The sequence below is a fragment of the Streptomyces sp. NPDC046931 genome (genome assembly GCF_040644655.1).
Classification (GTDB): domain Bacteria; phylum Actinomycetota; class Actinomycetes; order Streptomycetales; family Streptomycetaceae; genus Streptomyces.
Genome location: NZ_JBEYWX010000021.1, coordinates 1 through 13978, shown reverse-complemented (window position 1 = coordinate 13978; position 13978 = coordinate 1). Strand labels below are relative to the sequence as shown.

At 71.7% G+C, this 13978-nt stretch carries 12 protein-coding genes; 5 read left to right on the top strand and 7 right to left on the bottom strand.

What is annotated here, in order from left to right:
• Window positions 1-9: 9 nt before the first annotated feature.
• Window positions 10-1200: an acyl-CoA dehydrogenase family protein gene (locus ABZ876_RS29090; RefSeq protein WP_361787471.1), complete on the bottom strand. Its 1191-nt coding sequence runs from the start codon at window positions 1198-1200 to the stop codon at window positions 10-12.
• 129 nt (window positions 1201-1329) lie between these two features.
• Window positions 1330-2943 (bottom strand): MFS transporter, encoded by a 1614-nt coding sequence (locus ABZ876_RS29085; RefSeq protein ID WP_361787469.1) that lies wholly within the window; start codon window positions 2941-2943, stop codon window positions 1330-1332.
• 258 nt (window positions 2944-3201) lie between these two features.
• Here ABZ876_RS29085 and ABZ876_RS29080 point away from each other — a divergent pair, with 258 nt between their 5' ends.
• Both ABZ876_RS29080 and ABZ876_RS29075 read left to right on the top strand, forming a co-directional pair.
• Window positions 3202-4368 (top strand): hypothetical protein, encoded by a 1167-nt coding sequence (locus tag ABZ876_RS29080; RefSeq protein ID WP_361787467.1) that lies wholly within the window; start codon window positions 3202-3204, stop codon window positions 4366-4368.
• Window positions 4369-4608: 240 nt separating this feature from the next.
• A complete protein-coding gene (locus ABZ876_RS29075) occupies window positions 4609-5625 on the top strand; it encodes a phosphatase PAP2 family protein (RefSeq protein ID WP_361787465.1) in 1017 nt (338 codons plus the stop codon).
• A gap of 87 nt (window positions 5626-5712) precedes the next feature.
• On the opposite strand, the gene ABZ876_RS29070 is transcribed toward ABZ876_RS29075, so the two are convergent.
• Window positions 5713-5928: an I78 family peptidase inhibitor gene (locus tag ABZ876_RS29070; protein WP_361787463.1), complete on the bottom strand. Its 216-nt coding sequence runs from the start codon at window positions 5926-5928 to the stop codon at window positions 5713-5715.
• Between the two features lie 441 nt (window positions 5929-6369).
• Here ABZ876_RS29070 and ctaD point away from each other — a divergent pair, with 441 nt between their 5' ends.
• Entirely contained in the window at window positions 6370-8061 is a 1692-nt protein-coding gene (ctaD, locus tag ABZ876_RS29065; RefSeq protein ID WP_361787461.1) for a cytochrome c oxidase subunit I, read from the top strand.
• Here ctaD and ABZ876_RS29060 read toward each other — a convergent pair.
• The 4 genes from ABZ876_RS29060 to ABZ876_RS29045 form a co-directional block, all read right to left on the bottom strand.
• Window positions 7943-8980, bottom strand: coding sequence for a YafY family protein (locus ABZ876_RS29060; protein WP_361787459.1), 1038 nt, complete (start codon window positions 8978-8980; stop codon window positions 7943-7945). The genes ctaD and ABZ876_RS29060 overlap by 119 nt on opposite strands.
• Before the next feature lie 48 nt (window positions 8981-9028).
• Window positions 9029-9847, bottom strand: a complete 819-nt coding sequence (locus ABZ876_RS29055; RefSeq protein WP_361787457.1) for a hypothetical protein — start codon at window positions 9845-9847, stop codon at window positions 9029-9031.
• Window positions 9844-11091 (bottom strand): glycosyltransferase family 4 protein, encoded by a 1248-nt coding sequence (locus ABZ876_RS29050; RefSeq protein ID WP_361787455.1) that lies wholly within the window; start codon window positions 11089-11091, stop codon window positions 9844-9846. Before ABZ876_RS29050 ends, ABZ876_RS29055 begins: the two co-directional genes overlap by 4 nt.
• A 232-nt stretch (window positions 11092-11323) precedes the next feature.
• Window positions 11324-11998, bottom strand: coding sequence for a transglycosylase family protein (locus tag ABZ876_RS29045; protein ID WP_361787453.1), 675 nt, complete (start codon window positions 11996-11998; stop codon window positions 11324-11326).
• 541 nt (window positions 11999-12539) lie between these two features.
• On the opposite strand from ABZ876_RS29045, the gene ABZ876_RS29040 reads away from it, so the two are divergent.
• Window positions 12540-13313, top strand: coding sequence for a hypothetical protein (locus ABZ876_RS29040; RefSeq protein WP_361787451.1), 774 nt, complete (start codon window positions 12540-12542; stop codon window positions 13311-13313).
• A gap of 169 nt (window positions 13314-13482) precedes the next feature.
• Window positions 13483-13890: a hypothetical protein gene (locus ABZ876_RS29035; protein WP_361787449.1), complete on the top strand. Its 408-nt coding sequence runs from the start codon at window positions 13483-13485 to the stop codon at window positions 13888-13890.
• Window positions 13891-13978 lie beyond the last annotated feature (88 nt).

Sequence of the window (13978 nt, the reverse complement as noted above, 5' to 3'; positions counted from 1 at the left end):
GGGCCCGGGTCACCGGAAGGCGTCGAGCCCGGTGAGCGCCTTGCCCAGCACGAGCTGGTGCATCTCGACGGTGCCCTCATAGGTCAGCACCGACTCCAGGTTGGTGGCGTGCCGCATCACGGGGTACTCCAGGGAGATCCCGTTGGCACCGAGGATCGTACGCGCCGTACGGCAGATGTCGATGGCCTCGCGTACGTTGTTGAGCTTGCCGAAGCTGATCTGTTCGGGACGGAGCCGTCCCGCGTCCATACGCCGCCCCAGATGGTGGGCGAGCAGGATGCCCTTGTGCAGTTCGACCGCCATGTCGGCGAGCTTGGCCTGGGTGAGCTGGAACCCGCCGATGGGCCGGCCGAACTGTTCCCTGCTCCTCGCGTACTCGACGGCGGTCTCGAAGCACGAGCGGGCCGCCCCCATCGCCCCCCACACGATGCCGTACCGGGCGTGGGAGAGACAGCCGAGCGGCCCCTTGAGGCCGACGACACCGGGCAGTACGGCGTCGGCGGGCAGACGCACGTCGTCGAGGACGAGCTCACTGGTGACGGAGGCCCGCAAGGACCACTTGTGCCTGATCTCGGGAGCGGTGAAGCCGGGGGTTCCGCTGGGGACGAGGAACCCGCGGATCCCCTCGTCGGTGCGCGCCCACACGACGGCGACACCGGCGACGGAGCCGTTGGTGATCCACATCTTGCGGCCGTTCAGGACCCAGTCGGAGCCGTCGCGCTTGGCGTGGGTGCGCATCGAGGCGGGGTCGGAACCGTGGTCGGGCTCGGTGAGCCCGAAGCATCCGATGACCTCGCCGGCGGCCATGCCGGGCAGCCACTGCTGCTTCTGCTCCTCGCTGCCGAACCGGTGCACGGCGTACATGGCGAGGGAGCCCTGGACGGACACGAGGGACCGGATCCCGGAGTCGGCGGCCTCCAGCTCCAGGCAGGCGAGGCCGTACTGCACGGCGCTGGCCCCGGCGCAGCCGTAGCCGCTGAGCGACATGCCGAGGGCGCCCAGGGAGCCGAGCTCCCTGGCGAGCTCGCGGATCCCCGGCAGTTCGCCCTTCTCGTACCACTCGGCGACGTACGGCAGCACGCGCTCCGCCGCCCAGGTCCGCACCGTGTCGCGGATGGCGAGGTCCTCGGCGTCCAGCAGATCGTCGATCCCCAGCGGGTCGGCGGGATCGAAGGGCGGCAACGTCGGGGACGCGGTCATGGGGCAGCCTCCGTGACACTGAAAAACTAGCAGCGCTAGCCAGGACTGGTCGGGCCGACGGTACGACGTGCCGGGCCGCGCGTCCAGTACCGGGGTACCACCCCGCGCCACACCTTGCGCACGCCCCGGTCACGCCGAGACGCGGGAGTCCTCGGTCCTGCGCGGTGCCGGTACCAGGGCTTCGCCCGATGTGGAGGGCGGCTCGCAGTGCATGACCCGCGGCAGCCGTACCGCCATCACCGCGCCCAGCACCAGCAGGCCGGCACTGACCAGGAGCGTCACATGCAGGCCGTGGACGAAGGAGTCGCGCGCCGCAAGGCGCAGCGCCGCGCCCCGTGCTCCGCCGAGGCGGTCCGCTACCTGGTACGCCTCGCCCAGCGAATGGCCGGCGGCCCTGGACGCCGACGCCGGCACCCCGGGCACCGACGACAGGCCGGGCGTGTACGCGGCGTTCATCACGCTGCCCAGCAGGGCGATCCCGATGCCGGCGCCCAGCTGGTACGACGTCTCGCCGATCGCCGCGGCCCCGCCGGACTGCTCCTGCGGCGCCTCGCTCAGCATCGACTCGTACGCGCCGAACAGGGTCGTCTCCAGCCCGAAGCCGAGCAGGACGAAACCGGTCAGGAGCAGTCCGGGGTTGTCGTGACCGCCCATCATCGTGAGGGTGAGCACGGCGACGGCCGTCAGGCAGAAGCCGGACGACACCATCAGGCGGGGGCCGAAGCGTTGCAGCATGTGCGAGCCGACCAGGCCGGCCGCCATCGCCGCGAACGTCAGCGGCAGCAGCCGCAGTCCCGTCTGGAGCGGCGACAGTCGCAGCACCAGTTGCAGATACTGCGCCGCGATCAGTTCGAGGCCGACCAGCGCCAGCATCGCCAGCACGATGCATCCCACCGAGGTGCCGAAGGCCGGGCGGGCGAACATCCGCAGGTCCACCAGCGGGTGTGTGCGGCGCCGCTGCCGCCGTACGAAGGCGACCAGCAGGCCCGCGCCCGCCAGCAGCGGCAGCAGGGTGTACAGGCCCAGCGGCGACTGTCCGGCGCCGAGCCGCTTCACTGCGAGCACCAGCCCGAAGAGGCCGCCCGCCGCCATGAGCGCACCGAGCACGTCCCAGGGACCGTCGTGGTCGCCCTTCGACTCCGGCAGCAGCAGCCGCCCGACCGGCAGACTGACCAGCATCAGCGGGATGTTGATCAGGAAGACCGAGCCCCACCAGAAGTGCTCGAGGAGGAATCCGCCCAGCAGCGGCCCGATCGCCGCGCCCACCGCGGCCACCGCGCTCCAGATGCCGATCGCCAGCGCCCGTTCCCGCCGGTCTGGGAAGACCTGGCGCAGGATCGACAGGGTGGCCGGCATGATCATCGCGCCGCCCACGCCGAGCAGCGCCCGGGCCGCGATCAGCACCTGAGCGTCCTGGGCGAAAGCCGCCACACCGGAGGCGATGCCGAACAGGCCGTAACCGAACAGCAGGACGCGCCTGCGGCCGACGCGGTCGCCCAGCGTGCCGAAGAGGATCAGCAGCGAGGCGCAGACGAGCGGGTAGGTGTCGACGATCCAGAGCAGTTCCATCGCACCGGGCCTGAGGTCCTCGGTGACGGCGGGCATCGCGACGTGCAGCACGGTGGCGTCGACGGCGACGAGCAGCAGGCTCACACAGAGGACGACGAGGACGACCCAGCGGCTCGTACCCGCCCCGGCCGCCCGACGGCGCGGCGCAGCGGCGGCCGTGGTCGTCCCGGACATGTAGGCACCTCCCAGATGGTCCCTCGCTCCGGCGGATCCACGGGGTTGGGGACGCCCCCGCGACCGGTGCCGGGAGGAGCGGTATCCCGGGGGACGCAACGAAGCGAGTGAGCCGCTAGCGTACGCGAGTTCCCGGAGACGTCGCGTGGTGGACCTCTCACGTTCCCTTCGGAGAGGGTGTGGCGTGCGCCACCTCCCTCACGGCGCCCCACGTGACACGAGCCGTTCCGGTTCCCCGCGCCGTCGATAATCGGGCGCGTGAACGACCTTGTCCGGCGCACGACGCCGTCCCCCGCCGGCGCCGTGCGCCGGGCCGCCCCCGCCCTCGTGGGGTACGTGGCCGTCCGCGCCCTGGTCCTCGTCACGCTCGCCCTGTGGTGCGCGGCACGCGGCACGAGCCCGCACGCCCTGCTGGCCGCCCGCTGGGACTCGCTCTGGTACACCCGGGTCGCCGCGCTCGGCTACGGCTACGAGGTCCGCCTCCCGAACGGCGATGTCCACTCGAGCCTGGCGTTCTTCCCGCTGCTGCCGTGGCTGGAACGGCTCGGCGCCGCGGTGACCCCGCTGTCGTACGCCGACGCGGGGCTCGCCGTCGCCACGCTCGCCTCGCTCGCCGCGGCCTGGGGGATCTTCGCCGTCGCGGATCATGTGTACGGCCGCCGGACGGGCGTCTGCCTGGTCCTGCTGTGGGCGGTGCTGCCGGTCGGGATCGTGCAGTCGATGGCGTACAGCGAGTCCCTCTTCACGGCGCTCGCCGCCGGGTCCCTGTACGCGGTCCTCACCGGCCGCTGGGTGACGGCGGGTGTGCTCGCCTCCCTGGCGGGTCTGACCCGGCCGGTGGGCGCGGCCGTCGTGGCGGCCGTGTGGGCGGCGGCGGTCACCTCCTTCCTGCACGACCGGCGCACTCCTCCTGCGGGCGGCATCCCGTGGGTGCGCCGTGCGCTCGGCATGCTGATCGCCCCGCTCGGCGCCGCCGGTTACGTACTGTGGGTCGGCCGTCGCACGGGCCGGGGCCCTTTCGGCTATCTCGACGTCCAGGCGGGCTGGCACAACGGATTCGACGGCGGCTACGCCTTCGCCCGTTTCGTCGCGGGCAAGTTCGCCTCCTTCCCCTCGGCCCTGGCCGGCGTGGGACTGATCATCGGCGTGGCCTTGGTCGTCTGGCTGTTCGTGGTGTGCGTCCGGCAGGGCCAGCCGCTGCCGTTGCTGGTGTACACGGGTGTCGTCACGGCGCTCGCCCTGTGCGCGTCGAGCTACTTCGGCTCCAAACCGCGCTTGCTGCTGCCCGCTTTCCCCCTGCTGCTGCCCCTCGCCCGGGCGCTGGCCCGGGTGCGTCCGTCCAGGTCCGCGGCGGTGCTAGGCGGTGTCGCCGTGGCGTCGGCCGTGTACGGGGCGTTCTGGCTGAACGGCTCCGGTCCGCCGTGATCCACCCCGCCGGGACGCGGTGAGCGGCCGGATAATTCCAACCCAGCATTCGATGAACGAATAGATAAGAGCCATATAACCAAGCTCCTTGCCCTTCAATGGAATTGAAGGAGCAGCGGCGGGCTGATAACAGAATCCTTATAAATAGACCCCCTGTTGAGAGGAATCCCACATCACATCGTCATCACAAACCCGGTGATTCGGCCGGGCCCGCAGCTCACTCGCTGTAACGTCGATTGAGTGCGTACCGAACGAAAGCTGAGCCGTCTGGACCGGGTCTTCGCCCGGTTGGACCGTGAGCCTGAACGACCGGCCCACATTGACGTGCCCCGGATGAGCCGGCACCGAGTGGTTCTCTTCTCGGCAACCCTGGCCTTCTACGCGGCGATCGTGTGGGCCATCGTCGTCTCCTCCTGGCTGGTCCGGCTCGACTGGCAGGTCATGTTCTTCCGGCCGTACCAGCAGTGGCCGCAGATCCACGCGTTTCTCGACTACTACGTGGTACTGGGCCAGCGCGGCCCCACCGCCGTGATGGTGGCGGCCTGGCTGGGGTGGCGCTCGTGGCGGCAGCACACCCTGCGACCGCTGCTCACGCTGGGCGCCGCGCTGCTGCTGCTGAACATCACGGTGGGCTCCGCGAAGTACGGAATGGGCCGCCTCGGGCCGCACTACGCGACCGTCATCGGATCGAACGAGATGTGGCGCGGCGGCGATATATTCCCCTCCGGCCACACCGCGAACGCGGTGGTGACCTGGGGCATCCTGGCCTATCTGGCCTCGACGCCGCGGGCCCGGCGCTGGCTGTCCGCGCTCTCCGCGGTGACCTCCCTCGGCGTCGGCCTGACCACGGTCTACCTGGGGACGCACTGGCTGAGCGATGTACTCCTCGGCTGGGCCGCGGGGTTGTTGATCCTGCTGGCCCTGCCCTGGTGCGAGCCGCTGATCGCCCGCGCCGAGACGGCCATCCTCGACCTGCGGCACCGTCGGCGCAGCGGTCGTGCCCTCCCGGTGCCCGCACCGGCCCCCGTGGCCGCGCCCTCGCGGGTCGTCACCCCGCGTACGAAGGTGGACGAAGAGGCGCCGGTCAGGGAGCCGGTGGCCGCCCGCGCGGCCCGGCCGCCGGTCTATCTGGCCCCCGGGCCGCACACCACCCGTGCGGAGCGCACCCCGGTCACCTCGGCGGGCAGCCGCCGTCCGCCGCACGCGGAGCGGCTGCCGCGCGGCACCGCCCAGGCCCGGCCGCTGGCAGGCGGCTGAGCGCACCCCGCGGGGACCGGTACGCACAGCCTCCCCGCACGACGAAGGCCCCGGCTCGCACCCCCGAGCCGGGGCCTTCGGTCGTCGTCAGCCCTTCCAGCAGCGTCTGACCCTGCCGTCGACGACCTCGAAGTTCAGCCGTCCCACGCGGTACTCCATGGTGATGATCGTGCCCGGCGGCAGGGAGCGGACCGGGTCCCAGCCGCGCTCGCGGGCGAGCCGCTCCGCCCGGTGCGCCTCCAGGCCGACGTACGCCTGAGGGGAGTCCTCGGGTTCGGCGTCCGGTGAGGGAATGGGTGCCATGCCGCCACGTTAGGCCGCGGGCTCCCGCCGCGGAAGCCCGGTTGGCCGCCCCACGTGCCACTCGTACCTCTCCGGTCACGCTTCTGTCACAGAATCACGACACCCGTTTCGCCCCGGCAGCGTCACACGTGCGAGGGATTCCGTATGTGCCACGCCGCTCTTCGAACGCAATTCGGAGCCGGTCGGAGGACGCTCGGAAGGGGTTCGCAATAACCCCGCGGAAAGCGTGGCCCGCAGTTCGCTCCCGGCTCTTTCCATTCCGAGTCGGGGAGCGCGCGCACCACCTGACACCGCATAGGAAATGCACGGCTTCGGCACAGAATCCCCATGCACGCCCCCTGTCGGAGCGTGCATGGGGACGCGCATCACGGCGTGAGTCCGCGCGCGTACCGAGCCGCGGGCCGTGGCAGGCCCGGTACGCGACGAGCGAGGGGGCAGGCGATGGGGACGGACACAGCACAGGCGGCCGGGGCTGCCCTGCGGGCGAGGCGGCCGGGGCGACGGGTCGTCGACTGGCTGACCACCACCGACCACAAGAGGATCGGCCACCTCTATCTGGTCACGTCTTTCGGGTTCTTCCTGGCCGGCGGGGTCATGGCGCTGCTGATGCGCGCCGAGCTGGCCCGGCCGGGTCTCCAGATCATGAGCGCCAGCCAGTACAACCAGCTGTTCACGATGCACGGCACGATCATGCTGCTGCTGTTCGCCACCCCCACCTTCGCGGGCTTCGCGAATGAGATCATGCCGCTTCAGATCGGCTCCCCCGATGTGGCGTTCCCCCGGCTGAACATGCTGTCCTACTGGCTGTTCCTGTTCGGCGGGCTGATCGTGCTGGGCTCCCTGCTGACGCCGGACGGCGCCGCCGACTTCGGCTGGTTCGCCTACGCGCCGCTGAACAGCCTGAACCACACTCCGGGCATCGGCGCCGACATGTGGATCCTGGGTCTGGCGCTCGCGGGCTTCGGGACGATCCTCGGCGCGGTGAACTTCCTGACGACGATCGTCGGGATGCGCGCGCCGGGCATGACGATGTTCCGGATGCCGATCTTCACCTGGAACACCCTGTTCACGTCGATCCTCATCCTGATGGCGTTCCCCGTGCTGGCCGCGGCGCTGCTGGTGCTGGAGGCGGACCGGCGGTTCGGGGCCCAGGTGTTCGAGGCGGCGAACGGCGGGGCGCTGCTGTGGCAGCATCTGTTCTGGTTCTTCGGCCACCCCGAGGTCTACATCATCGCCCTGCCGTTCTTCGGGATCATCACGGAGATCATCCCGGTGTTCAGCCGCAAGCCGATCTTCGGCTATCTGACGCTGGTCGGCGCGACGATGGCGATCACGGGTCTGTCGGTGGTCGTGTGGGCGCACCACATGTTCGCGACGGGCGCCGTGCTGCTGCCGTTCTTCTCCTTCCTGTCGTTCCTGATCGCGGTGCCCACGGGCGTGAAATTCTTCAACTGGAGCGGCACGATGCTGCGGGGCTCGCTGTCCTTCGAGACGCCGATGCTGTGGGCGACCGGCTTCCTGGTGTCGTTCCTGTTCGGCGGGCTGACCGGGGTGATCCTGGCCTCTCCGCCGCTGGACTTCCATGTCACCGACTCCTACTTCGTGGTCGCCCACTTCCACTACGTCGTCTTCGGCACCGTCGTCTTCGCGACCTTCGGCGGCTTCTACTTCTGGTGGCCCAAGTTCACCGGGAAGATGCTCGACGAACGGCTGGGCAAGATCCACTTCTGGACGCTGTTCCTCGGCTTCCACATCACCTTCCTGGTGCAGCACTGGCTGGGCGCCGAGGGCATGCCGCGCCGGTATGCGGACTATCTGGCCGCCGACGGGTTCACCGCGCTCAACACGGTCTCCACGATCGGGGCGTTCCTGCTCGGGATGTCGACGCTGCCGTTCCTCTACAACGTCTGGCGGACCGCCCGGTACGGCACCAGGGTCGAGGTCGACGACCCCTGGGGCTTCGGCCGCTCCCTGGAGTGGGCGACCTCCTGTCCGCCACCGAGGCACAACTTCGTCACGCTGCCCCGGATCCGCTCCGAGTCCCCGGCGTTCGATCTGCACCATCCCCGGTACGCCTCTCAGGTCCCGCAGCCCGAGCCAAAGCGGCATCAAGCCGGTCACGAGCCGACCTGATGGCGTCCGTGAGCCCCTGCGGCTCCAGCACCTCGAACGCGAAGCCGGTCATCATGATGTGAACGACCATCACATCGAGGCTCGCGGCGCCCGTGCGCAGCAGACAGCTGGTCCCGGTCTCCGCCTCCAGGACCCCCGCCGACGGCGAGATCCGCTCGGCGGCCTCGTGCAACGGCACCAGCAGCCGTACGACGGCCTGTGCGGCGTAGGCGCGCGTGGAGACGCCCCGCGAGACATAGGCGGCCAGGTCGTCCGCCGGTGGTGTGCGCGGCGTGAAGCGGGGGCCGTGCGGCGGCTTCGGGGTGATGCGGTCGACGCGGAAGGTGCGCCAGTCCTCCCGGTCGAGGTCCCAGGCGACCAGATACCAGCGCCGCTCGGTGCACACGAGGCGGTGCGGTTCGGCCGTACGGCGGGTGGGGGCGCCACTGTGATCGCGGTACTCGAAGCGCAGCCGCTCCGCGTCCCGGCACAGGTGGGCGAGTTCCGTGAGGACGGCCGGGTCGACGGCGGAGGGCCAGGGGGGCCGCAGCATCGGCACGGTGAACGCGTTGAGGGCGGCCACCCGGCGGCGCAGCCGGTCCGGCAGCACCTGTTCGAGTTTGGCGAGCGCGCGCACGGAGGTCTCGCCGATGCCCTCGATACCCTGCCCGGCGGCCGTGCGCAGCCCCACCGCCACGGCCACCGCCTCGTCGTCGTCCAGGAGCAGCGGCGGCAGCTGGGCCCCCGCGCCGAGCCGGTAGCCGCCGCCGGTGCCTGGGCCGGCGTCGACGGGGTAGCCCAGCCCGCGCAGCCGGTCCACGTCGCGGCGCACGGTGCGGGAGCTGACGCCGAGGCGTTCGGCGAGGTCCGCTCCGGACCACTCGCGGTGGGTCTGGAGCAGGGACAGCAGGCGCAGCAGTCGTGCCGAAGTCTCCAGCATGGCCCGAGTCTGCCAGCCCTTGCGGACAACTACTGTCCGCGAGGGGGCTCAGTCCCTTGCGCTCACGGTCACCGACAGGTCGTTGTCGACCGTGTAGTACGGCCAGGCCTCGACCGGGCCGTGCTCAGCCCGCACGGCGGCCCTCGGATAGCGGAAGACGGGCTTCTTGTCCGCGATGTCGTCGAGCAGCCGCGCGATCCGCACCTGTGGCCCCCCAGCCCCGCCAGGGTGCAGCCACAGGTCCCAGAGGCCGGGGCCGAGCGGCGCGTAGGGCACCGTGAAGCCGAACTCCGCCTCACGCCCGGTGACATCGGCGCGCAGCACGGACCGCGCGCCGCCCCGCTCGCGGATCTCGGCGTGGGCGTCCGGCGCGAGCCCGGTGCCGTACACCCGGCCGGTCACCCGCAGCTCGTCCTCGTCGACCCGCAGGTCGCCCGCCTCGGCATGCGGGGCGCGCAGCCAGCTGCGGACGGCGAGGGTGCCGTTCTTGGCCGTGTAGGGGATGCGGACGGCGATCCGGGCCGCCGTGCCGCCGGGCGCGCGGTCCACCAGGGAGCGCAGGTCGTGGATGCCGGGTGCCAGGGGGCGCGGCTCGCCGTCGGCGAACCGGGCGTAGGCGTCCCAGCGGCCCTCGGGCAGGTCGACGCCGCTCGGCAGGGCAGCACGCAGCCGGCCGTCCTCGGCCGGTGCCAGCGGCAGCGCGGTCTCCTCGCCGTCGCGGCGGCGCAGCACCAGGTGGGCGGGGCCCGCCTGCCCGGTGCCGGGAGCAAGGTCGAAGGTCAGCCCGCCGGCGGCGTCGGCGACACAGTCGGCGCGCTGGGGCGCGGCGGAGCCCGTGTGCCGGTCGCGTGGGGCCTCGGTCATCATGCGGGGCGCCCCCTTCGCAGTGCGCCGCGACCGGCGTCGCGGACGGCCTGGGCACCGCCGATCAGGGCCGCCCGGGTGCGGTGCAGCGAGCCCCGCAGCCGGCTGCCGTGCGGGGCGGTGGCGGTGAACAGGGATTCATAGCGCTCGGCGATGCGGGACGGGTCGAAACGCGCGGCGTTGTGCAGGGCCGCGGCGGCCATCCGCTGCCGCAGCGCATCGTCGTCGATCAGTTCCAGCAGGCCGGTGGCGACGGCGTCGGCGCTGCCGGGCGCGACGAGGCGTCCGTCGACGCCGTCGTGGATGATCTCGCGGGGTCCGTGCGGGCAGTCGGTGGAGACGACGGGCAGTCCGCAGCGCATGGCCTCGACGATGGTCATGCCGAACGACTCCGTGCGGGAGGTGACGGCGGCGAGGGAGCCCTTGGCCCACTCGGGCTCGATGGGGTGGGCGGGCCCCATGAGGTAGACGTGGTTGTACAGACCGAGGCGGTCGACGAGGGCGCGCAGCTCCTCCTTCTGCTCGCCGCCGCCGTAGATGCGCAGCCGCCAGTCGGGCCGCTCGGCGCGTACCCGGTCGAAGGCGGTGACGAGGAGGTCGTAGCGCTTGACGGGCGCGAGCCGCCCGGCCGCCACCACCCACTTTCCGGTGCCGTCGGCGGGGGCGACGGGCGGGGCGGGCACGGGGTTGGGCAGGGCCTCGATCCGCACGCCCGGCAGCCGCATCCGGGCGCGGTAGGCACCGGCGTCGGCCTCGGTGGTCGTGGTGAGGACGTCCAGACTCGGATAGGCGCCGCGCAGGACCACACGCAGGGCCTTGGAGTGGCTGTCGAGGGTGAGGTGTTCCTGGCCGACGCGGAGCGGGCCGCGCCGGGTCTGGCGGGCGAGGTGCACGTTGAGGCCGGGCCGCGTGGCGACGACCACGTCGGCCTCGGTGGACGCGAGGTGCTCACCGATGCGGCGGTCGGTCAGAAGGCTGTACTGCCGGTAGCGGCCCTCTGCGCGCGGGAGGATCCGCGCGGGCCGCTCCAGTTCGGGGTGGCCGTGGTCGGGGCCGTCCGGGCGCAGGTCGACGAGGTGGCGCAGCCGGACGCGCGGGTCGGGAGCGAAGACGGGCTCCTCGCGGTGCCGGAAGACCGAGACGATCTCCACGTCGTGGTGCTCGGCCAGCGCGCTCGCGAGGTTGTACGTCGTGCGGTTGGTGCCTCCGATCCCGTAGGCGTTGTGTATCAGGAAAGAGATGTGCATGCGTCCCTGGATTCGTCGTCCGTCCCCTGCCGCTCGATTAGACCCGGAGATGCGGTGGAGGAGGGAGCCGCATGGCCATGTTGTGCCGCAACGGTTGTCCCATCGGTAGCCGTTGCGGGGAACCTTCCGGCCGTCGAACGCATCAGGGTTCGCGGGCCGCGCCCGGCGGTGGCCTGGACGGCGCGGGCCCCGGCGTCGTCTCGGGGACGCCGGGGCCCGGGAGCCGGACCGGTCAGAGGGCGAGCCGCTGCCCGGGCACGATCAGGTCGGGGTCAGCGCCGATGACCGCCCTGTTGCGCGCGTAGAGCCGTTGCCAGCTGGTTCCGTGCCGCTCGGCGATGCCGCTGAGGGTGTCGCCGCTGCGGACGGTGTAGTCGCCGCGGGACGCCCCGCGACCGGTGTGTCCCGTCGAGTGCTCCGGCGCCTTCGAAGGCCGTTTCGAGGGCGCGGACTTGGTGGTGGCGGACGCCGAGGCCGACGAGGACGACTGCGACGAGTGCCTGGCCGTCGTGGCGCCCGAGGCGGCGGGCGCGGTCCCGCTCGCTCCGGCCCGCCCGGAGCAGACCGGCCATGCGCCCCAGCCCTGTGAGTGCTGGACCTTGGTGGCAACGGCGATCTGTGTCTGCCTGGAGGCCTGGTCGGCGGTCGGGGCGTAGGCCGTGCCGCCGTACGCCCGCCAGGTGCCGGCGGAGAACTGGAGTCCTCCGTAGTAGCCGTTGCCGGTGTTGATGTGCCAGTTCCCGCCGCTCTCGCACTGGGCGATGCGGTCCCACACGCCGCCGTCGGCCGCGGCGGCGTCGCCGGTCGCGGCGAGCAGTCCGAGCGGGGCGAGCAGGGCCGCTCCGGCGAGGACCGCCGTCGTACGGGTCATACGGGTCTTACGGGTGTTATCGGCACATTCAGACATGTAATTCCCTCTCCACATACCCGGGATCCCCCAAGGCGGAGCGCGTCGGCCCGCGCATGGAACGCGGTCGTCGCGCACCGCCCCGCCCGCCGGAGATGGTGCTGCGCGCCGGCTGTGCGGCGCGGCCGGTGGACGTACCCGGGCGGTGCTCGTTGCACACGGCGGAGGAATCTAAGGAGGGTGGCCGCCCGGTATCAACCAACTCCTTGTCATTCCAGGCCAGTTCGACGTTACCGAGGGTATCGACGATTTCCGGCCAACCCTTTCATTCGCTGATTTCAGGATTTTTCGACCACTCGAACTCGCCGCCTGTGACTCACCTCACGCAATCAACTGATCCGCCCAGCCCGGGAGTTGACACTGAGTAACCCATTCCGCCCGGCCCTTCACGCTGCGCGTCGGATGGTTCGATTCCGTTCGCCCCCGGGCGTGACTCCGGCCACAGATCACCCGTTGTCTTCTTCATGAGCCGGGGACCGCCGGACTCATGGGCCGGGAGCCACCCGGCACCGTCACGCACCGCATCCCGAGGGAGCCACCCGTGCCGCGCATGCTCGACGTCAGCGACGCCGTACGCGCCGAGATCGGCGACGAAGAAGCCGACCGGCTGCTCGCCGGAGAGAACGCACCGGGCAGTTACGACTGCACCTCCTGCCGCACGCCGGGCGACTCCGAGCAGGAGCGCACCAGCACCGTCCTGTTCATCGGCGAGGAGACCGCCGTCCTCGCCTTCGCCCATGCCACCTGCCTGCCCTCCCAGGTCGTCCAGGTCACGGAGGAGCAGCTGCAGGGTGCCGTCCGCTCCATCACCGCCGACACGGGAGGCGTCCGGAACGCGCCCGAGCAGGCCGTGCTGGGCGTCACCAGCGGACTCGTCCTGATCGCCGGGGAGCTGCACCCGGCGCTCGTGGTGGAGCCGACCGCGCCCATCATGCGCCCCGGCGGCACGGGAGTCGGCGACGACTTCCTGCCCCTGCTCGTCGAGCAGGGCTTCATGCCGCTCACCGAGATCGCCGCGGTGCCGCCCGTGCTGCACGGCTGGTCGGTGCTGCTCGCCATGGGCCAGTTGCACGCGGTGCTCCAGCCCGGCGGGGTCGGTGGGCAGCCGGTCGCCTGGTGGCAGGCGCATCAGCCGCTCCAGGTCACCGAGGGCTGGCGGGCGGCCGCCAACAAGCACCAGCAGGTGCTGATGTTCGCGGCGCCGGTGGGCTCGATCGGCCGCCAGCCGCGGGAGGACCTGCTGCGGGACGCGCTCGACAAGGCGGCCGCGAACGGCAAGCTCGTCGCCGCCGCCCTGCCCCTGGCGGGAACCTGAGGCGCGGGCCCGTCCACCGGGGCATAGGGGGCCGTGGTGGTCGTGCCGTTTCCCGTGCCCCGACACCGCCCCGCGCCCGAAGGCGCCGCACCGCTCTCTCGGGAGATAGACCCTGACGAACCGGACCAATCGACCGCATCCCTTGGGCAGCGGGGTCGTTGGCACCTACGTGCACGCATACGACGTCCCCCGCCGCCAGTCCTATCAACCGATCCCCTCCGGGCGAGCGGCCCAGGACCCTTCGGCCGGCGCATCGACCACGCCGATCTACGACGAGCTGTACGCCGAGTACGTCCGGTCCTTCCGGGCCTGCCCGGGCGACCGCAGCGGCGAGGAGGAGCTGGGCTTCGTCGCCTTCGCCCTCTCCTCGCACGACACGGGCTCGTACGGAACCGGGACGTACGGCACGGGGACCTACGGCACCCGCCATGGCACCCCCCAGCACGCCACCGGTCATCTGGCGTCCCAGCACGGCCAGTCGGCCACGGCCACCACCATCTGGCAGCAGGTGGCACGGCAGGCCGGAGGGATGCATCCCGTCCCGGCGCTGCCGCCGGCACCGCGCAGAGGGCTGTGAGCGACGTGCGAGAGGGGCGGCCCGCCTCGGGCCGCCCCTCTCGCACGTCGCTGTGTCCGTTACGTCACTTCTTCTTGCCGCGCTTATC